Raw genomic sequence first — 18,354 nt, 5'->3', positions numbered from 1 at the left:
GGCTTCAGCCGGCGCGGGCGGCGTAGACGTTGGCGAGGTTCGCGATGTCGGCGACGTAGGCGTCGGAGTGGTTGAAGCTGAACACCGCCCGGCGCCAGGTGTCGGGGCTGGTGAGGTCGCCGGCGTGGCAGAGGTAGCGCGCGGCAGCCAGCGCCGCGTCGTCGATCTGGTTGGGGTCGGCGACGCCGTCGTCGTTCCCGTCGGCGCCCCAGCGCTCCCAGGTCGAGGGGATGAACTGCAGCGGACCGATCGCGCGGTCCCAGGTGATGTCGCCGTCGAGGGCGCCGTCGTCGGTGTCGGGGACGGCCCCGAAGTCGCCTCCGTCGAGGACCGGCCCGAGGATCGTCGGCCGGGCCACGCCGTCCTCGCCGAGGACCGAGCCGTGCACGCTGCCGTGGGTGGACTCGATGCCGCCGATCGCGGCGAGGCTGTTCCACGCGACCCGGCAGCCGGGCTGCTCGGCGGCCGCCCGCAGGTGCGCCCGCGCGTACGCCGTGAGCGCCCGCACCGGGATCCCGGTCGCGCCCGCCACCCGCGCCAGCCACGCGTCGTCGGGGCGGTACGGATCGGGCGCGGTCGCCGGCTGCGCGGTCGGGGCCGGAGCGGCCGGCGCCGCATCGGTGACCACCGGGCCCGCCGGCGCGATGCCGGTGACCTCGGTGAGCGGCGTACGACGGTCGGCCCCGCCGTACGCGAAGGCCACGCCGACGCCGATCACCAGCGCCACCATGACGGTCGCGAGGGCGACGGCCCCGGCGAGGTAGCGGTCGGGCCTCACCGGTAGTTGGTGAACTGCACCGCGAAGTCGTAGTCCTGCGCCTTGACCAGGGCGATCACGGCCTGCAGGTCGTCGCGCTTCTTGGACGAGACCCGCAGCTCGTCGCCCTGGATCTGCGCCTTGACGCCCTTGGGGCCCTCGTCGCGGATCAGCTTGGAGATCTTCTTGGCGTCCTCGGAGGTGATGCCCTCCTTGAGGGTGATGCCGATCTTCGACTGCTGCCCGGACTGGCGGGGCTCGGAGGCGTCGAGGATCTTCAGCGACTGGCTGCGCTTGATCAGCTTGTCCTGGAAGACGCTGAGCACGGCGTTGGCCCGCTCGTCGGCGGACGCGCTGATCTCGATCGCGTGCTCGCCCTTCCACTCGATGGTCGCGCCCGTGCCCTTGAAGTCGAACCGGGTCGCGATCTCGCGCGCCGTCTGTCCGAGGGCGTTGTCGACCTCCTGGCGGTCGATCTTGCTGACGATGTCGAAGGAGGAGTCGGCCATGGGTGTCACCTGCGCTGTTTTCGGTCCGGCGGGTCTGCTGCGCTATTGTTTCGCGTCGTCGCCGACGCGCCAACTCAGGGTCTGTTCCCGGGGTCGGAGAGGCGAGGACGACAGCCCGGCAGGTTGCCCGAGCGGCCAAAGGGAGCTGACTGTAAATCAGCCGGCAATGCCTACGCTGGTTCGAATCCAGCACCTGCCACGGCGGTACGAACAGGGGCCCGGTCCGTCACGGACCGGGCCCCTGTCGTGCACGTGGCTGCGCGCTACCGAGGGTCAGCAGGAACACCGGGATGACCCGGTCGGTCCACTCCGTGTACTTGTCGTAGTTGGGCCAGATCGTCACCATGTGCGCCCACGCCCGGTCCTTCTCGTCCCCGGTCAGCTCGCGCCAGGTGCAGGTGTGGCGCCGGCGGTTGTAGTCGACCTCGACGGTCTCCGCCGCCCGCAGGTTGATCGTCCACACCGGCGCCTTCGGGCCGCCGAAGTGGGAGCCGGCGATCAGCCAGCCGCCCTGCCACGGCACGCAGAGCAGCGGCGTCGAGCGCGGGATGCCGGACTTGCGGCCCCTCACGGTCAGCATCAGGTTCGGCAGCCCGGCGACGTCCAGGATGCTCAGGCGCCCGCCGGTCAGCCGTTGGAGGGTCGTGTCGGTCCAGGTGACCTGGGGCAGCAGCTTCGGCATCCACGGCTGCGAGCCGATCCTGATCGCGAGGGGGTGAGCAGTCCCATGGCGGCACCCTAGTGCCGCCGAACAGGCGACGGGGCGCCCTTCGCGATGGAGGACGCCCCGTCGTACGACGACAGGTCAGCCGACCTGCATGACGCGGGTGCCGCCCGCGAACTTGTCGTGCCAGCCCTGGTGGTTGGGCTGGTCGCTGTTGAGGGTGATCGCGATGTAGATCACCGCCGCCAGGGGAACCGCCCAGCCGAGGAAGAACCACCCGACGAACGGGATGATGCTGAGGATGCCGAGCGCGGAGTAGGCGTTGCGCTTGAGCGCCTGCTCCATGGTCGGCTTGCTGACGCCGTCGGGACCGTAGGTCCGCAGCTTCATCACCATCTTGCCGACGGTCTGGCCCGAGTTGGACTCCATGAAGGCGAAGTACCCGATGTAGATCGCGGCCTGGAGGATCGCGGTGACCGTGTAGAACAGGAAGTACTCGCCGAAGGAGTGCACGAACCCGGTCAGGAAGACCGCGCTGAAGACGACGTAGAGGATGCCGTAGACCACTCCGAGGAGCACGTGGTCGATCAGCCGCGCCAGGAACCGGTTGAGCAGCTCACCCGGGCGGGGGACACCCGTGGGGACCCCGCCGGGGCCGGGCTGCGGCGGCGGGCCGCCGTACCCACCGGGCGGGGGCGGCGGAGCCCCCGGACCACCCGGAGGCGGGGGAGGCGGCTGGTTGTACGACATGGCTTCTCCTCGAAGTCGATGACGCCCGGAGGCGTTCGGGGTTGGCAGCACAGTAGTGCGGAAACGCGCCTCCGAGCAGGCGTTGCGAGCGTTCTTGCCCCGTTGCCCGCGCGTTCAACCCGCTGATGCCCGCCCGCCCTACCTTCCGACCGTGATCGCTCGCGGAACGCTCGGCAGCCTGCTCGTGCTGCTCGGGGGACTCGTCACGGCCACGCTGCCGGCCTCCACGCCGGTCCTGAGGCTCGACGCGCTGGGCGCGCTGCGGGCGCACGAGATCGGCCGGATGAGCGGCCTCGTGGTGGTCCTCGTGGGCCTCGGGCTGCTGGCCAACGCGTGGCTGCGGCTGTGCCGCACCGTCGCGGTCGGCGACCGGGAGACCGCGGACCCGGTCGAGGGCGTGGCGCTGGTGCGGTTCGCGGCCGTCGTGTGGGCGGCGCCGCTGGTGCTGGCGCCGCCGCTGTTCTCCCGCGACGGCTGGTCGTACGCCGCCCAGGGCAAGCTCGCCGAGGTCGGGCTCTCGCCGTACGTCTGGGGCCCGGGGGCGCTCGCGCCCGACACCTTCAGCCCGCTGCCCGGCTGGCTCACCGGGCCGCCGATCGTGCAGGCCGTGGACCCGCTGTGGTGGGACACCGCGACGCCGTACGGGCCGGTGCCGGTGTTCCTCGGCGCGATCGCCGCCGGTGTCACCGGCAACCCCTGGATCCTGGTCATCGCCCACCGCGGCCTCGCGCTGGTCGGCCTGGTGCTGCTGGCCTGGGCGGTACCGCGCCTCGCGGCGTGGGGCGGCGCCAACCCGGCGGTCGCGACCGCGCTCGTGGTGGTGTCGCCGCTGATGATGGCCAACGGCGTCGCCGGCCTGCACAACGACCTGCTGATGGTCGGCCTGATGGCCGCGGCCCTCGTCGTCGCCGTCGAGCGCGGGTGGGTGTGGGGCGCGGTGCTCGCCGGGGTCGCCGCGGGCGTCAAGGTCCCCGGCGGGCTGGTGGCGGTCGGGATCGTGCTGGTCTCGCTGCCCGTGGGCGCCGCCCTGGGCGCCCGGCTGCGGCGGCTCGGCGCGGTCGGCGCGGTGTCGGTCGGCACCCTGCTCGGCCTCGGCGTCGTCACCGGCCTCGGGAACGGCTGGCTGCGCGCCCTCACCGTCCCGGGCGAGGTCAACACGCCCCTCTCGGCGACGACCCTCGTCGGCGGCGTGGTCGACTGGCTAGCCCTGCACCTCGGGCTCGGCACCGACCCGGCCCTCTTCCGCGACCTGGTCCGCGCCCTCGGCCTCCTCGCCGCGGCCGGGATCGGGGTGTGGGTCGCCCTCGGCTGGCGCACCGGCTCCCGTCGTACGGCGATCGCGGCCGTCGCGGCCGTCGGAGCGGCGTTCGTGCTGCTCTCGCCGGTCGTGCACCTGTGGTACTTCCTGCTCCTGCCGCCCTTCCTCGCCGTCCAGCGCCTCCCGCGCCACGCCACCGGCGCCCTCGTGGCCGTGTCCGTGCTGCTCGGCCTGGTCGCGCCGCTGGACTCCTCGCTGCACGGCGCCTACTACGCCATCGTGATCGGCTGCATGACCGTCGCCCTGCTGATGCCGGTCCTGCTGCTCACCCGGCCCGCGCGGGAGCGGCTGGCCCGGATCGTCGCGCCGCTCGCCCCGCCCTCCGAGGACGCCGGCGCGGAGGTCGCGGTCAGGCGCTGAGGGCGCCGACCCGGTCGCCGGCGTGCAGCGCCAGCATCCGCGCCACTGTGCGGTCCCAGCCGAACTGCTCGGCCCGCCTCCGGGCAGCGGTACGACGACGCGACTCCGGCGTCGCGAGCAGCCGGAGCACGGCGTCGGCCAGCGCGGCCGGCTCCGGCGCGCCCCAGGCGCCGCACGCGGCGTCGACGAGCTCCCGCGCGCCGCCGCGGTCGGCGGTGACCACCGGAGTGCCGCAGGCGAGGGCCTCGAGCACGGCCAGGCCGAAGGTCTCGCCGGGGCAGACGGACAGGGAGACGTCGGCGGCGGCGAGCCGGTCGCGGAGCGCGGAGCGACCGTCGACGTGCCCGTGGAAGCGGACGGGCGCGTCGCCCGCGAGCTCCTCGAGCTCGTCGCGGTGCGGGCCCCCGCCGTACACGTCCAGGCACAGCGGCACGCCGCGGCGGTGCAGCTCGACGGCGGTGGCGACGGCGAGGTGCGGGGACTTCTCGCGGGAGAGCCGGCCGGCGTGGACCAGCCGCAGCACCCCGTCACCGGCGGCGGCCCGACCGGCGGCGGGACGGAAGGTGGCCAGGTCCACCCCCAGCGGCACCCGCTCGACCGGGCAGCCGGCGGCGTCCGCGACGGCGCGGAACTCGCCCTCGGCGTACGCCGACGTCACGACCACCACGTCGAAGCTGCGCACGATCAGCCGGTTGAGCAGCCCGATCGAGACCTTCGAGGTGGTCTCGAGGCCGGTGCGCATCGCGAACATGTCGCCCATCCGCTCGTGGGAGAGCAGCACCGACCGCACGCCGTTGCGGCGCGCCCACCACGCGACGGGCAGCAGGGTGAGCTTGTCGCTCCACTCCACGCTGGTCGGGGCGAAGCGCTCCAGCACCTCGGTCACCCGCCACGGCTCGACGATCAGCCGGTACCCGCCGCCCACCCGGGGAGCCCGCACCTGGACCACGTCCCCGAGCGAGGTCGTCCGGACCGCGTCGACCGGCCCGGGGATGACGAGGAGGCGCTCGGCGCCCGCGGCGACGTACCCCCGGCCGAGCTGCTCGATCGCAGTCCGCATGCCTCCCGAGGTCGCGCCGACGAAGTTGGCCAGCTGGGCGATCCGCACGGGCACACCATCGCGGTATCGGGTGAACCCTTGCCCACGGCCCGGTTGACGGGCGCGAAAGGATGGGGGGCATGAGCAACCCGGAGCGGGAACCGGACGAGGTGGTCTGCGAGGGCCGGCCGGCGGCCGGCGTCGAGCTGATGACGCCGCGCGAGGTGCCGCTGGGCGGGCCGCGGGCGATGCAGGTACGACGTACGCTGCCGCAGCGGCACCGCTCGCTGATCGGCGCGTGGTGCTTCCTCGACCACTACGGCCCGGACCGGGTGGCCGAGAGCGGCGGCATGGAGGTCGCACCGCACCCGCACACCGGCCTGCAGACCGTGAGCTGGCTGTTCACCGGCGAGATCGAGCACCGCGACAGCGCCGGCAATGTCGCGATGGTGCGGCCGCAGGAGGTCAACCTGATGACCGCCGGCCGCGGCATCAGCCACTCCGAGGTGTCGACCCCGGAGACCACGGTGCTGCACGGCGCCCAGCTGTGGGTCGCGCTGCCGGACGCCGACCGCGACACCGAGCCGGGCTTCGAGCACTACGCGCCCGCCGAGATCTCCGGCGACGGCTGGCGCGCGCACGTGTTCCTCGGCTCCCTGCTCGGCGACAGCTCGCCCGTCAGGACGTACACGCCGCTGCTGGGCGCGGAGGTCGTCCTCGACCCGGGCACGACGCTGCGCACGCCCGTCGACCCGGCGTTCGAGCACGGCGTGCTGGTCGACGTCGGCGGGGTGGCCGTCGGCGGGGTGGACGCGAAGGCCGCCGACCTCGCCTACGTCCCGCCGGGCGCCGCGGAGCTGGAGCTCGAGGCGGGGGACGAGGGCGCCCGGGTGCTGGTGCTCGGCGGGCCTCCGTTCGGCGAGGCGATCGTGATGTGGTGGAACTTCGTGGGCCGCACCCACGACGAGGTCGTCGCCTACCGGGCGGCCTGGCAGGAGCAGATCACCGGTGCCGACGGGGAGATCGTGCCCGACAGCCGACAGGTCGCGCCGGGGCGGTTCGGCGTCGTACCCGACCAGCCGCTGCGGCCGATCCCCGCCCCGGCCTCCCCAACGCGCGCCTGCGCGAGCGCCGGTGATCACCGGGCTCACCTGGCTGCTCGCGTTCCAGGTGGTCGGGGAGGTGATCGTCCGCGTCCTCGACGTGACCGTGCCCGGGCCGGTCGCGGGGATGCTGCTGCTGTTCGTGTTCCTGCGGGTCCGGCGGTACGGCGACGACGGCTCCATCGTGCGCGCCGGCTCCGCGCTGCTGCGGCACCTGCAGCTGTTCTTCGTCCCGGCGGGCGTCGGGATCGTGGCGTACCTCGGCGTGCTCGGCGACCACGCGCTGCCGATCGTGGTGGCCCTGCTGGGCTCGTGGCTGGCCGGTCTCGCGGTGGTCGGCTGGACCGCGGTGGGCCTGGAGCGGCTGCTCGGCAAGCCGCGCGACGACCTCGGCCGGGCCGGGGAGGGGTGATGGGGGAGGACCTCCTCGACCTCGCCCGCTCCCCGCTGGTGCTGCTGCTCGTCACCCTCGCCGGCTACCAGGCCGGACGCTGGCTCCAGGCCCGCACCGGCGGGCACGCGCTCGCGCAGCCGGTCCTGGTCGCGATCGCCGTCGCAGGGACGGCGATCTCCGTGCTCGGCGTCGACTACGCCGACTACCGCAGCGCCACCGAGCTGATCGCGTTCTGGCTCGGCCCGGCGACTGTCGCGCTGGCGATCCCGCTGCACCGCCAGGCCGACCGGCTCGAGGGCTTCGTGGTGCCGCTGCTCGTCGCGACCGTCGCCGGCGCCGCGACCTCGATCGTGTCCGCCGTCCTGCTCGCGCGGATGCTCGGGGCCGACGAGGCGCTGGAGAAGACCCTGTCCACCAAGGCCGCCACCACGCCCGTCGCGATCGCGCTCACCGAGACGCTCGGCGGGATCCCGCCGCTCGCGGCGGTCTTCGCGATCGCGACCGGCATCGTCAGCGCGATCACCGCGCCCGCCGTCCTCAACCTGCTGCGGATCCGCGACCGGCGGGCCCGCGGCCTCGCGGTCGGCGCGGTCTCCCACGGGATCGGCGCCTCCCGGATGCTCCGCGAGGACGAGACCGAGGGCGCCCTCGCCGGCCTCGGCATGGGCCTGTCCGCGCTCGCGATCAGCCTGCTCGTGCCGGTGCTCGCGCTCGTCCTCTTCTGACTCCGTGCAGGTGGGTGAACCGTCCCACCAGGTTCCGACCCAGGTCGGACGTGGGGAGCCGCCGGACCCGCTAGCGTGACCGGCATGCGCGTGCACGCCTTCACCGACGATGCCCTCGGCGACCTCGACGCGGTCGGCCTGGCCGAGCACCTCGCCGCGGGAAAGCTCTCCGCCCAGGAGGCGGTCGACGCGGCGATCGCGCGGGTCGAGGCCGTCAACGGCGAGCTCAACGCGATCGCGTACGACGCCTTCGACCAGGCCCGCGCCGAGGCCGGCACCCCGCGCCCGGGCTTCCTGTCCGGCGTACCCACCCTCGTGAAGGACAACGTCGACGTCGCCGGCATGCCGACCCGCTCGGGCACCGACGCCTGGGAGCCGCGGCCGGCCAAGCGCAACGGCGACTTCGCCGAGATGTACCTCGCGACCGGGCTGGTCCCGCTCGGCAAGAGCCAGCTGTCGGAGTACGGCTTCAGCGCCTCCGCCGAGCACCCCCGCCTCGGCGCCGTCCGCAACCCCTGGGACACCGAGCGGACCGCCGGCGCCTCCAGCTCCGGCTCGGCGGCCCTGGTCGCCGCGGGCGCCGTGCCCATCGCGCACGCCAACGACGGCGGCGGCTCGATCCGGATCCCGGCCTCCGTCAACGGCCTGGTCGGCCTCAAGCCCACCCGCGGCCGGCTGGCCCAGGACAAGCTGTTCCGCGACATGCCGATCCGGATCGTCTCCGACGGGGTCGTGACCCGCTCGGTGCGCGACACCGCCGCGTTCTACCGCGAGGCCGAGCGGCACTACCGCAACCTGAATCTGCCCCCGATCGGCGACCTGACCCGCCCGATCCGGCGCCGGCTGCGGGTCGCGCTCAACACCAGCGGCGTCGGCCGCCCCGCCGACGCCGAGACCCGCGCGCTCACCGAGCAGACCGCGAGCCTGCTCGAGGAGCTCGGCCACACCGTCACCGAGACCGACGCCCCGGTCGCGCCGTCGTTCGTCGACGACTTCCTCCTCTACTGGGCGCTGCTCGCCGAGGTGATGCTCACCACCGGCCGCCCGTTCCACGGACGCACCTGGGACCGCTCGCGCCACGACAACCTGACCCTCGGCCTGGCCCGTCACGCCCGCCGCAACCTGCACCGCGTCCCCGGCGCGATCACCCGCCTCAAGCGCGCCAACGCCCAGGCCGCGTCCTACTACGAGAGGTACGACGTCGCGCTGACGCCGACGCTCGCCACGGCCACACCCAAGGTCGGCCACCTCGACCCGACGCAGGACTACGGCACGATCATCGACCGGCTGCTCGACTGGGTGGCGTTCACGCCGTGGCAGAACATCACCGGCGCACCGGCCGTCTCGCTGCCCCTCGCCACCACCGCCTCGGGGCTGCCGCAGGGCATGATGCTCGGCGCGGCACCGGGCCAGGAGGCGCTGCTCATCGAGCTCGCCTACGAGCTCGAGCAGGCCCGCCCGTTCCCTCGCATCCAGGGCTGATTCCCGGGCCGGCGACGGGGAGACGGCGGCGATTTCGCGCCGTACCCGCGCCGCGTGTATCGTTCTGCGGCGTTGCCCCTTTAGCTCAGTCGGCAGAGCGTCTCCATGGTAAGGAGAAGGTCTACGGTTCGATTCCGTAAAGGGGCTCGGAGATGGGGCGCCGCCGCACGACCCGCCCGGGACGACGGGCGGCCCGGTTGAAGTCGGATCGGGGCGGAGGGCGCCCTCCTCACGTGGCGGGATAGCTCAGACGGTTAGAGCGCACGACTCATAATCGTGAGGTCACGGGTTCGATCCCCGTTCCCGCTACCGAGTACCCCGCACCACCACCAGCAACTGAAGGACTTCCTGTGGCCAGCAAGAGCAGCGACGTTCGCCCCAAGATCACGCTCGCGTGCGTGGACTGCAAGGAGCGCAACTACATCACCAAGAAGAACCGCCGCAACGACCCCGACCGCATCGAGCTGTCGAAGTTCTGCCCGCGGTGCCGCAAGCACACCGCGCACCGCGAGACGCGTTGATCCTGGCGCGCTGAGCGCCTCGTCGGCCCGCCGTCCCACTCGGGACGGCGGGCTGGCGTGCTTTCGGAGCTGCGTCGGCTCGGTGCTGGTGGCGTGCGCGCTGCTGGATCGCGCCCGCTGTAACACGTAGTTCGCCCACCTACCAGCCGCAAGACGTCGCGCGAGCGCCTCTGCAGGGGGCTGCCACAGCAGACACGCGGCTGCCAGAGGGGCAGACAACGTGTTACAAGCCGACCCGACCCGCCCCGATAGGGTGACCACATGCCGATCGACGCGTCCCTGGTCGGGCGTGCCTTCCCGCCCACCCTGCCGGTGCCGGTGACGACGGAGGCCGTCACGGCCTTCGCCACGGCCATCGGCGGCGGCGCGACGGAGAGCGTCCCGCCGACCTTCCCCATCGTGGTCACCTTCGCCGCCCTCCAGGACTTCCTCGCTGCCGAGGAGGTCGAGCTGTCCCGGATCGTCCACGGCGACCAGCGCTTCCGCTACGAGCGTCCGGTCGTCATCGGCGACGAGCTCACCGCCACCCTCACCGTCACCGGCGTCCGCTCGATCGGCGGCAACGACATCGTGAGCACGTCCAGCGAGATCACCGACGTCACCGGCGCCCTCGTGTGTACGGCGACCGCGACCCTCGTCCACCGCGGAGGTGCCTCATGACCGCCCTGCAGCCGGGCGCCGCGCTGGAGCCGCTCACCTTCGACATCACCCGGGCCGACCTCGTCGCCTACGCCGTCGCCAGCGGCGACCACAACCCGATCCACCAGGACGAGGAGATCGCGCTCGCGGTCGGCCTGCCCGGTGTGATCGCCCACGGGATGTACACCCTCGCGCTGGTCGGCCGCGCCGTCGCCGCGTGGACCGGCGACGCGGAGGTCGTCGAGCTCGGGGCGAAGTTCGTCGCGCCCGTCGTCGTACCCGCCGAGGGGGCGGCGCGGGTCACCGTCGCCGGCGCCGTCGGCGAGCGCAACGACGCCGGCCTGCTGCCGCTGGCCCTGGAGATCACCGTCGACGGCGCCAAGGTGCTCGGGGCGCCCAAGGTCCTCGTCCGCGCCTGATGGCCGCCGACCCCGCGCTGGCCGACCTCACCACGCTCCGCCTCGGCGGACCCGCGCGGAGGTACGTCGCCGCGCCCGATCCCGACGCCCTGGTCGCCGCGGTCTCCGAGGCCGAGCGGGCCGGTGAGCCGGTGCTCGTCGTCGGGGCGGCAGCAACCTGGTCGTCGCCGACGACGGCTTCGCCGGCACCGTCGTGCACCTGGCCGGCGGCGGCGTCCGGGTCGTCGAGGACGGCGAGCAGGACGGCGAGCAGGTCGTGGTGACCGTGGCGGCGGGGGAGCCGTGGGACGGCCTCGTCGCGCGCGCGGTCGCCGAGGGCTGGGTCGGCGCCGAGGCGCTGTCCGGCATCCCGGGGACCACCGGCGCCACCCCGATCCAGAACGTCGGCGCCTACGGCCAGGAGGTCGCCCAGACCATCACGTCCGTGCGGGTCTGGGACCGGATGCTGCGCGGCGAGCGCGTCTTCTCCGGCGAGGACTGCCGGTTCTCCTACCGCCACTCGCGCTTCAAGGCCGACCCCGGCCGCCATCTCGTCCTCGACGTGACCTTCGCCTTCGGCCGCGGCGCGGAGTCCGCCCCGGTGTCGTACGCCGAGCTCGCCCGCACCCTCGGGGTCGCGGTGGGGGAGCGTGCCCCGCTCGCCGCCGTACGCGAGGCGGTGCTGACGCTGCGCCGCGGCAAGGGCATGGTCCTCGACCCGGCCGACCACGACACCTGGAGCGCCGGCTCCTTCTTCACCAACCCGTTCGTCGACCCGGACGGGGTGCCCGCCGGCGCGCCGTCGTACCCCCAGCCGGACGGCAGCGTGAAGACCAGCGCCGCCTGGCTCATCGAGCACGCCGGCTTCGGCAGGGGCTTCGGCCTCGACCGGCCCGGGTCGCGGGTGTCGCTGTCCACCAAGCACACCCTCGCGCTCACCAACCGCGGCGGGGCCACCACCGCCGCCCTGCTCGACCTCGCCCGCGAGGTGCGCTCCGGCGTGTGGGACCGCTTCGGGATCGAGCTGGTCAACGAGCCGGTCCTCGTCGGCTGCGCACTCTGAGGCCGGCCCGGGGCCGGCCCGGTCGCCTGCGGCCGCGGGTGACATGGCGGGCGACAAATGCAGAACCCTCGCCGACAGCCGCGTCGAGCGTCCTAGCCTGCGCTCAGTAGACGGCCGCCGCTCCCGTGCGCCGTCGCGCCTTCTCGAGGAGCCCATCTCTCATGAACAACCAGCTCGTCCGCCGCAGCGTCGCCGGACTCACCCTGGCGGCGCTCGCCGCGGTCGGCCTGGCCGCCGTCCCGTCACCGGCTCGCGCCGCCGTCGACGAGGCCCAGCTGGGCGGCCAGTACGACCTCTACTCCTGGAACTGCGCGGGCACCGCCGACGGGGACGACCTGGACGCCGTGCCCTGGTCCGACGACAACGTGCCGGTCACCAAGAGCACCTCGGCCTCGGCGACGTTCACCGGGAGCGAGGGCGACGTCGTCCAGGCGACCAGCTCGACCAGCACCTCCATCACGGCCTCGCCCCTCGGCAGCGGCCCGGCCACGATCACCGGCTCCGCCACCGCGTCGGCGTCCGCCCTCGCGAGCGGCTCCACGACCGCGTGCGACGTCCGCTCGCAGGCGCAGTCCCAGGCGATGGGCGTCTTCACCCTCACCCAGCCGATGTGGGCGACCCTGACCGCCGCCGGCCAGGGGCAGCGCCAGGGCCAGGCGCAGGGCGCCAGCTTCGTCGGGGTGGGCAATATCGACGGGTTCGGCTCGTCGTGGGAGGGCTACTTCGGCCTCGGCGGCGACGGCCTGGTGGTGTCCGCCGGCAACCGGGGCTCCGCCGTGTCGAGCACCCTGCTCCCGGCCGGCACGTACGGCGTGGCCTTCGCCAGCATCGCGTACGCCGTGGCGTCGGACGAGGGCGACGGCAGCGCGTCGTACACGGGCACCTTCACGGTCGACCTGAAGCCCGTCGGCTCGGCGTCGGCCGCGACCGGCAAGGGTGCCTCGCTGGTCCGGTTCGGCGAGCGCGACTGCGCGAGCGGCGACGTGTCCGTCGTGCTCGGCAAGAAGACCGTGAGGAAGGCCAAGCGCGTCGCGTTCAAGGTCGACGGCGCGAAGGCGGCCGTGCTGAAGGGCAAGAAGCTCGAGGGCAGGAAGCCGAAGGCCAGGACCGTGACGCTGCCGACCACGGCCACGGGTGTGACCAAGGTGAAGGTCAAGATCGTCCTGGCGAACGGCCGCAGGATGCAGGCGACGAGGTCCTACCTGCCCTGCCGGTGACCGGCGCCCTGGGGTCCGGGGCGCTCGTCCCCGGACCCCAGGCGGGCGAAAGTAAAGAAACCGCGAAGTCGCCCATCGCGTCGGCGGCGGATCGCTAGCGTCGCGTCGGGCGGCGCCGTTGGGGACGCTGCCGATCTCTTGAGGAGCTATTGATGAAGCGACTTCTGGTCCGGCGCGGTGCTGCCGGACTCGCCCTGGGTGCGCTGGCCGCGACCGGGCTGGCCAGCATCCCGACGGCGGCGCACGCTGCGGTTGCCTACGCCACGGTGGGCGGCTCGGCGTACTCGGGCTCGGACTACTACGACGACAACACGGACACCTGGGTCGACTGCGACGAGTCGGGTGTGCTGGATGCCGACGAGACGGCGCCGTGGAGTGACAACGGTGTCCCCGTCAGCCGCGGCTACAGCATGGCCGGGACCTACACCGATCCCGCCAACACGGTCGACAAGGTCAACGTGAGCGCGAGCGGATCCGCCACGGTCTCCTCGACGCCCTTCACCGGGGGAGGCACGCCCACGACCATCACCGGGACGGCCCAGGCGACCGCGGCGGCCATCTCCCAGGGCGCCACGACCCGCTGCGACACCTACGTCAGCTCGCAGAGCGGGGCTCAGGGCGAGCTGGTCCTGACCCAGCCGGTGTGGGTCACCCTCACCGTCTCGGGGAACGGCAACGGTGGCGGGTTCATCCAGCTGGGTGGCTCCGACGGCGGCGCCTACGTGGGCGTCGGGAAGCGCGGCACGGCGAGCGCGAGCGCGCTGCTCTCCCCGGGAGAGGTGAACTTCTCCTTCAACGCCTCGGTCGGCGCCAGCGCTGAGGGCACTGCCGAGGGTACGTCCAGCTACAGCGGAACCTTCAAGATCGAGCTCCAGCCGGTCGGCTCCGCCTCGGCGATCTCGGGCAAGGGCAAGGCCTACACCCAGTTCGGCGCTCGCGACTGCGCGACGGGCAACGTGACCGCCGCCATCACCAAGAAGGCCAAGAAGAAGGCCAAGCAGATCGTGGTGAGCGTCAACGGCAAGAAGGCCGTGAAGCTCAAGGGCAAGAAGCTGAAGAAGCGCGCCCTGGTCCTGCCGGCGGCGCCCTCCTCGGCGGCCGAGGTGACGGCGAAGATCACCCTGAAGAACGGCAAGAAGGTCACCGTGACCAGGTCGTACCTGGCGTGCTCCTGAGCGCGTGACCGCCTGACCACCGCAGGCCCCGGCCGACTCGGCCGGGGCCTGCGGTGCGTCTCCGGACCGGCGGTGCCACGCGCTGGAAGGTAAAGAAACCGCGAAGTCGCTCACGCGACGGTCGGGGCTGGATAGGGTCGCGGGTTGACTCCCTGACGGTGCCGGACCGAGGCGTCGTCGCCCTTTCTCGAGGAGCTATTGATGAAGCGACTTCTGTTCCGGCGCAGCGCCGTCGGACTCGCGCTCGGCGCCCTGGCGGCGACCGGGCTGGCCAGTGTCCCGTCCCCGGCCCAGGCCGCGGTGTCCAACGCGTGGGTCAACGTCTACGCCGACGTTCATGACGACGCCGGTGGCTCCTGCGTCGCGACGCCGACGGGCAGCAGCCCCTCCGACGTGGCATGGAGCGACAACGGCCTCACCGTGACGCACAGCTACGCCGAGACGGGCACGGTCACGGCCCCCGGCAATGACGTGACCACGATGAGCTCGTCCGCGACGTCCTCGGTGTCGTCGACGCCGTTGGGCGCCGCCCCGGCGACCATCAAGGCCACCGGCTCGGTCTCGGCCTCCGCGGTCCCGAACACCCCGGCAACGGTGTGCGACGGACATGCCTCCGCTTCGACCGACGTCGATGGCGACTTCGTCCTGCCGCAGCCGATGTGGGCGACGGTCACCGTGACGGGGACGGGCACCGGCGGCGCCTACACCGGTGGATACGTGGAGATCGACCTGCCGGACGGCAGTCTCTACCTGCAGGCCACGAAGCGGTCGCAGGGCACCGTCACGGCACTTCTCCCGGCCGGCTCGGTCGGCGTGTCGGTCGAGACCTGGATCGACGCCTACGGTGGTGAGGCCGGTCGCAACACCGGCTCGTTCGCGATCTCGGCGAACATCGACCTCCAGCCGGTCGGCGCGGGGTCGGCCGTCTCGGGCAAGGGCAAGGCCTACGCCCAGTTCGGCGCCCGTGACTGCGCGACGGGCAACATCTCCGCCGCCATCACCAAGAAGGCCAAGAAGAAGGCCAAGCAGGTGCTGGTCAAGGTCAACGGGGCGAAGGTCGCCAAGCTCAAGGGCAAGAAGCTGAAGAAGCGCACCCTCGTGCTGCCCGCCGCGCCGGGATCGGCCGCGGAGGTGACGGCGACGATCAAGCTGAAGAACGGCAAGAAGGTCACCGTGACCAGGTCGTACCTGGCGTGCTCCTGAGCGCGTGACCGCCTGACCACCGCGGGCCCGGCCGACCCGGCCGGGCCCGCGGTGCGTTCCCGGCCGGTCAGGCAGGGGACGACGCGAGCCAGGCGTCGATGTCGGCGAGGGCGGCGTCGACGACGTCCTTGGGCGCCCGGCTGGCGCGGAAGGACATCCGGGCCAGCTCGGCGAGCTGCTCGTCGGTGAGCTCGTGGGCGGCGCGCATGGTGGCGTACTGGCCGGCGAGGCGGGAGCCGAACAGCAGCGGGTCGTCGGCGCCGAGGGCGACGGTGGCGCCGGCGTCGAGCAGCGTGGGCAGCGGGACCGAGGTGAGGTCGGTGTAGACGCCGAGCGCGACGTTCGAGACGGGGCAGATCTCGAGGGCGACGCCGGCGTCGACGATCCGGGCGAGCAGGTCCGGGTCCTCCGCCGCGCGTACGCCGTGCCCGAGCCGTCCCGCGTGCAGCGCGTCGAGGCACAACCGGATGTGCTCAGGCCCGCGCAGCTCGCCACCGTGGGGCGCCAGCAGCAGCCCGGCCCGCTCGGCGATCGCGAACGCCGGGGCGAAGTCGGCGGTCCGGCCGCGGCGCTCGTCGTTGGACAGGCCGAAGCCGACGACCCCGCGGTCGACGTACTGGCTGGCGAGGCGGGCCAGGGTGCGCGCGTCGAGCGGGTGCCGGGTCCGATTGGCGGCGATCACGACGGCGATGCCGAGTCCGGTCCGGGCCGAGGCGTCGCGGACCGCGTCGAGGACCAGGTCGGTGAAGGCGGTGATCCCGCCGAAGCGGGCGGCGTACCCGCTCGGGTCGACCTGGATCTCCAGCCAGCGGCCGCCGTCGGCGACGTCGTCCTCGGCCGCCTCGAGCACGAGCCGGCGTACGTCGGCCTCGGTGCGCAGCACGGACCGAGCGACGTCGTAGAGGCGCTGGAAGCGGAACCAGCCCTTCTCGTCGGCCGCGGTCAACTGGGGCGGCCACTCCTCGACCAGCGCGTCGGGCAGGTGGATCCGGTCGCGGGCGGCGAGTTCGAGCAGCGTGGCGTGGCGCATCGAGCCGGTGAAGTGCAGGTGGAGGTGCGCCTTGGGCAACGCCTTGAGATCCCGCACCCCGCCATCCTAGTAGCGCGTCGCAGCTAGAACGCGGGCTGGCAGTCGCCCAGGCACGCACCTCGCCGCGTTGGCGAAGCTCGGAAGACGCCAGCGGAGCCCCGGGTTGTCGGGAAGTCGCTCCGCTCCTGCCCGACAACCCGGTATGCCGTCGCTACGCCGCCTTGCGATGCACGCACCTGGACACCTCCCAACACCATGCTTTGGCCGCGACACACTACTAGGGATCGCGGCTGTAACGTCGAGGACCCCTGGCGCCAAGAGAGGGCATGAACCAGCAGCGAGCCGATGACCCGGACGACGTCCGCCGCATCGGCCACGACCCCGACGTCTTCGAGGCGTTCTACCGCACCCACCTCGACACCGTGCAGCGCTTCGTCGCTCGGAGGGTCGCCGACCCGCACCTCGCGGCGGATCTCACCGCCGACGTGTTCGTGGCGGCCGTCGACGCCGCAGCGGGCTATCGACCCGACCGGGGCAACCCCGCCGCTTGGCTGACGGGGGTGGCGCGCAACGTCGTGGCCGCCGAGTTCCGGCGGCAGGGCCGGCAGCGGGCCGCCGTACGCAAGATCGCCGGCCGCCGCCTGCTCGACCCCGACAGCGTGGCCCGGATCGAGGAGCGGATCGACGCCGAGCGCGAGACCCGCCAGCTGTACGACGCCCTGCAGGCCCTGCGCCCGCGCGACCGGGCGCTCATGGAGCTCGTCGCCGTCGAGGGGCTGTCCGTCACGGACGCGGCGGCCGTGCTGGGGGTGAAGCCGGCCACCGCGCGGGTCCGGCTGCACCGCAGCCGGCGCCTGGTCCAGTCCCACCTGCGGTCCCCGCACCCCGCTGTGGAGGCCGCACTCTCACCGGAGGTTCCGTCATGACACCCACCCTCGACCAATTCGAGCGGACTCTGCTCACCGAGCTGCGCCAGCACGTCGCCGAGCGCGCCGTCGTACCCCGCAGGCGCGGGCGCCGCCGGCTGGCCGCCCTCGGCGCCGGCGTCCTGGCCGCCGGCTCCGTCGCCACGGGCGCCGTCCTGCTGAGCCCGGACCCCGCCTTCGCCGTGCACGAGGAGTCCAACGGCGACGTCGTCGTGTCGATCTCCAGCCTGAAGGACGCCGACGGGCTGGAGCGGGCCCTCGCCGAGCACGGCGTCGACGCCGACGTCACCTACGACGCGGACGCCGAGCCACCGCCTGCGCCCGAAGCCGTCGACGAGGCTCCCGAGGGCGCCACCTTCGAGGCGCGCGGCGAGGACGGCGAGGAGGTGCCGCCCCCACCGCCGGGAGAGGCCGACTGCGGCTCGATCGCGGTCGAGCTGACCGCCGACGGCGTGACCTTCCGGCTGACGGCGGCTGCGGTCGCCGCCGACGCTCCGCTGCGGATCGAGACCGCCGGGGGCGACGCCGACGGGTGGGGCTCGATCGCGGTCCAGTGGGAGGGCTCCGTCTGCTGAGCAAGACTTGAACGTGTTCAAAACCTGGCCTACGCTGCGTAGTGTCAGGTTTTGAACGTGTTCAAGAGAGGGATCGCCATGAGCTGGACCATCACCGGGTACGTCGTCTACCTCGCCGTCACCGTGCCGCTCACCATCTGGGTGGCCACCACCCTGGCCCGCAACGGCCGGGTCTTCCTGGCCGACGTCTTCGGCGGCGACGAGGGTCTCGCCGACGCCGTCAACCGGCTGCTCGTCGTCGGCTTCTACCTGCTGAACCTCGGCTTCGTGATGCTCTACCTGCGCAGCGGCGGCGCGCACGGGCTCGAGGACGTCTTCGACACGCTCAGCGTCAAGATCGGCGTGGTCATGCTGACCCTCGGGATCCTGCACTTCCTCAACGTCTACGTGTTCAACCGGCTGCGCCGCCGCAGCCGGATGGAGCAGATGTACCGCCCGCCGGCGCCGCCGCTGCCGCCGTACCCCGCTCCGACTCCGCCCGTGGCCCGGCGAGCCTAGGCTGGCCG

21 protein-coding genes, 3 tRNA genes and 1 pseudogene are annotated in these 18,354 nt (G+C 73.1%); 19 read left to right on the top strand and 6 right to left on the bottom strand.

From position 1 onward, the window contains the following. Positions 1-4: 4 nt before the first annotated feature. Positions 5-778 (bottom strand): lytic transglycosylase domain-containing protein, encoded by a 774-nt coding sequence (locus FIV44_RS10835; protein WP_219996390.1) that lies wholly within the window; start codon positions 776-778, stop codon positions 5-7. Next, on the bottom strand, positions 775-1,266 hold the full coding sequence (locus FIV44_RS10830) for a YajQ family cyclic di-GMP-binding protein (protein WP_141004445.1): 492 nt from the start codon (positions 1,264-1,266) through the stop codon (positions 775-777). Before FIV44_RS10830 ends, FIV44_RS10835 begins: the two co-directional genes overlap by 4 nt. A 117-nt stretch (positions 1,267-1,383) precedes the next feature. On the opposite strand from FIV44_RS10830, the gene FIV44_RS10825 reads away from it, so the two are divergent. Then, positions 1,384-1,465 (top strand) — tRNA-Tyr (locus FIV44_RS10825). Positions 1,466-1,492: 27 nt separating this feature from the next. Here FIV44_RS10825 and FIV44_RS10820 read toward each other — a convergent pair. Together FIV44_RS10820 and FIV44_RS10815 are read right to left on the bottom strand one after the other, a co-directional pair. Beyond that, a complete protein-coding gene (locus tag FIV44_RS10820) occupies positions 1,493-1,948 on the bottom strand; it encodes a nitroreductase family deazaflavin-dependent oxidoreductase (RefSeq protein ID WP_141004444.1) in 456 nt (151 codons plus the stop codon). Positions 1,949-2,071: 123 nt separating this feature from the next. After that, positions 2,072-2,680: an RDD family protein gene (locus tag FIV44_RS10815; protein ID WP_141004443.1), complete on the bottom strand. Its 609-nt coding sequence runs from the start codon at positions 2,678-2,680 to the stop codon at positions 2,072-2,074. 151 nt (positions 2,681-2,831) lie between these two features. On the opposite strand from FIV44_RS10815, the gene mptB reads away from it, so the two are divergent. Then, entirely contained in the window at positions 2,832-4,358 is a 1,527-nt protein-coding gene (gene mptB, locus FIV44_RS10810) for a polyprenol phosphomannose-dependent alpha 1,6 mannosyltransferase MptB (protein WP_141004442.1), read from the top strand. Here mptB and FIV44_RS10805 read toward each other — a convergent pair. Then, a complete protein-coding gene (locus tag FIV44_RS10805; RefSeq protein WP_141004441.1) occupies positions 4,348-5,466 on the bottom strand; it encodes a glycosyltransferase in 1,119 nt (372 codons plus the stop codon). The genes mptB and FIV44_RS10805 overlap by 11 nt on opposite strands. 62 nt (positions 5,467-5,528) lie before the next feature. Between FIV44_RS10805 and FIV44_RS10800 the strand changes: the two are divergent. The 14 genes and pseudogenes from FIV44_RS10800 to FIV44_RS10740 form a co-directional block, all read left to right on the top strand. Continuing rightward, positions 5,529-6,335, top strand: a pseudogene (locus FIV44_RS10800) (pirin family protein); the annotation flags it as partial. A gap of 70 nt (positions 6,336-6,405) precedes the next feature. Then, entirely contained in the window at positions 6,406-6,912 is a 507-nt protein-coding gene (locus FIV44_RS33545; protein WP_342778906.1) for a CidA/LrgA family protein, read from the top strand. After that, complete coding sequence (locus FIV44_RS10790) at positions 6,912-7,619, top strand: LrgB family protein (protein WP_141004439.1); 708 nt, start codon at positions 6,912-6,914, stop codon at positions 7,617-7,619. The genes FIV44_RS33545 and FIV44_RS10790 overlap by 1 nt, the downstream gene beginning before the upstream one ends. Before the next feature lie 84 nt (positions 7,620-7,703). After that, the gene (locus FIV44_RS10785) at positions 7,704-9,101 is read left to right on the top strand and encodes an amidase (RefSeq protein ID WP_141004438.1); all 1,398 of its coding nucleotides are present in this window, start codon (positions 7,704-7,706) and stop codon (positions 9,099-9,101) included. 74 nt (positions 9,102-9,175) lie between these two features. Then, positions 9,176-9,248 (top strand) — tRNA-Thr (locus tag FIV44_RS10780). Between the two features lie 88 nt (positions 9,249-9,336). Continuing rightward, a tRNA-Met gene (locus tag FIV44_RS10775) sits at positions 9,337-9,410 on the top strand. Positions 9,411-9,451: 41 nt separating this feature from the next. Continuing rightward, positions 9,452-9,622: a 50S ribosomal protein L33 gene (rpmG, locus tag FIV44_RS10770; protein WP_028654832.1), complete on the top strand. Its 171-nt coding sequence runs from the start codon at positions 9,452-9,454 to the stop codon at positions 9,620-9,622. A gap of 261 nt (positions 9,623-9,883) precedes the next feature. Further along, positions 9,884-10,282, top strand: a complete 399-nt coding sequence (locus tag FIV44_RS10765) for an FAS1-like dehydratase domain-containing protein (protein ID WP_141004437.1) — start codon at positions 9,884-9,886, stop codon at positions 10,280-10,282. Continuing rightward, positions 10,279-10,680, top strand: a complete 402-nt coding sequence (locus FIV44_RS10760; protein ID WP_141004436.1) for a MaoC/PaaZ C-terminal domain-containing protein — start codon at positions 10,279-10,281, stop codon at positions 10,678-10,680. The genes FIV44_RS10765 and FIV44_RS10760 overlap by 4 nt, the downstream gene beginning before the upstream one ends. Continuing rightward, the gene (locus FIV44_RS33540) at positions 10,680-10,943 is read left to right on the top strand and encodes a hypothetical protein (protein ID WP_342778892.1); all 264 of its coding nucleotides are present in this window, start codon (positions 10,680-10,682) and stop codon (positions 10,941-10,943) included. The genes FIV44_RS10760 and FIV44_RS33540 overlap by 1 nt, the downstream gene beginning before the upstream one ends. Next, on the top strand, positions 10,874-11,722 hold the full coding sequence (locus FIV44_RS10755) for a UDP-N-acetylmuramate dehydrogenase (protein ID WP_342778891.1): 849 nt from the start codon (positions 10,874-10,876) through the stop codon (positions 11,720-11,722). The genes FIV44_RS33540 and FIV44_RS10755 overlap by 70 nt, the downstream gene beginning before the upstream one ends. Positions 11,723-11,883: 161 nt before the next feature. Further along, on the top strand, positions 11,884-12,939 hold the full coding sequence (locus tag FIV44_RS10750) for a hypothetical protein (RefSeq protein WP_141004435.1): 1,056 nt from the start codon (positions 11,884-11,886) through the stop codon (positions 12,937-12,939). Positions 12,940-13,091: 152 nt separating this feature from the next. Continuing rightward, positions 13,092-14,114: a hypothetical protein gene (locus tag FIV44_RS10745; protein WP_141004434.1), complete on the top strand. Its 1,023-nt coding sequence runs from the start codon at positions 13,092-13,094 to the stop codon at positions 14,112-14,114. Between the two features lie 201 nt (positions 14,115-14,315). Then, the gene (locus FIV44_RS10740; RefSeq protein WP_141004433.1) at positions 14,316-15,317 is read left to right on the top strand and encodes a hypothetical protein; all 1,002 of its coding nucleotides are present in this window, start codon (positions 14,316-14,318) and stop codon (positions 15,315-15,317) included. A gap of 67 nt (positions 15,318-15,384) precedes the next feature. On the opposite strand, the gene FIV44_RS10735 is transcribed toward FIV44_RS10740, so the two are convergent. Continuing rightward, entirely contained in the window at positions 15,385-16,404 is a 1,020-nt protein-coding gene (locus FIV44_RS10735; RefSeq protein ID WP_141004432.1) for an adenosine deaminase, read from the bottom strand. Between the two features lie 269 nt (positions 16,405-16,673). On the opposite strand from FIV44_RS10735, the gene FIV44_RS10730 reads away from it, so the two are divergent. The 3 genes from FIV44_RS10730 (at position 16,674) to FIV44_RS10720 (ending at position 18,346) form a co-directional block, all read left to right on the top strand. Continuing rightward, on the top strand, positions 16,674-17,273 hold the full coding sequence (locus FIV44_RS10730) for an RNA polymerase sigma factor (RefSeq protein WP_141004431.1): 600 nt from the start codon (positions 16,674-16,676) through the stop codon (positions 17,271-17,273). Beyond that, positions 17,270-17,848 (top strand): hypothetical protein, encoded by a 579-nt coding sequence (locus tag FIV44_RS10725; RefSeq protein WP_141004430.1) that lies wholly within the window; start codon positions 17,270-17,272, stop codon positions 17,846-17,848. The genes FIV44_RS10730 and FIV44_RS10725 overlap by 4 nt, the downstream gene beginning before the upstream one ends. A 78-nt stretch (positions 17,849-17,926) precedes the next feature. Further along, on the top strand, positions 17,927-18,346 hold the full coding sequence (locus FIV44_RS10720) for a hypothetical protein (RefSeq protein WP_141004429.1): 420 nt from the start codon (positions 17,927-17,929) through the stop codon (positions 18,344-18,346). Positions 18,347-18,354 lie beyond the last annotated feature (8 nt).

Origin of the sequence: Nocardioides humi, from assembly GCF_006494775.1 — a bacterium.
Lineage (GTDB): Bacteria > Actinomycetota > Actinomycetes > Propionibacteriales > Nocardioidaceae > Nocardioides > Nocardioides humi.
Note: the sequence above shows the minus strand (reverse complement) of the source record. Positions and strands in the feature narration are given on the sequence as shown.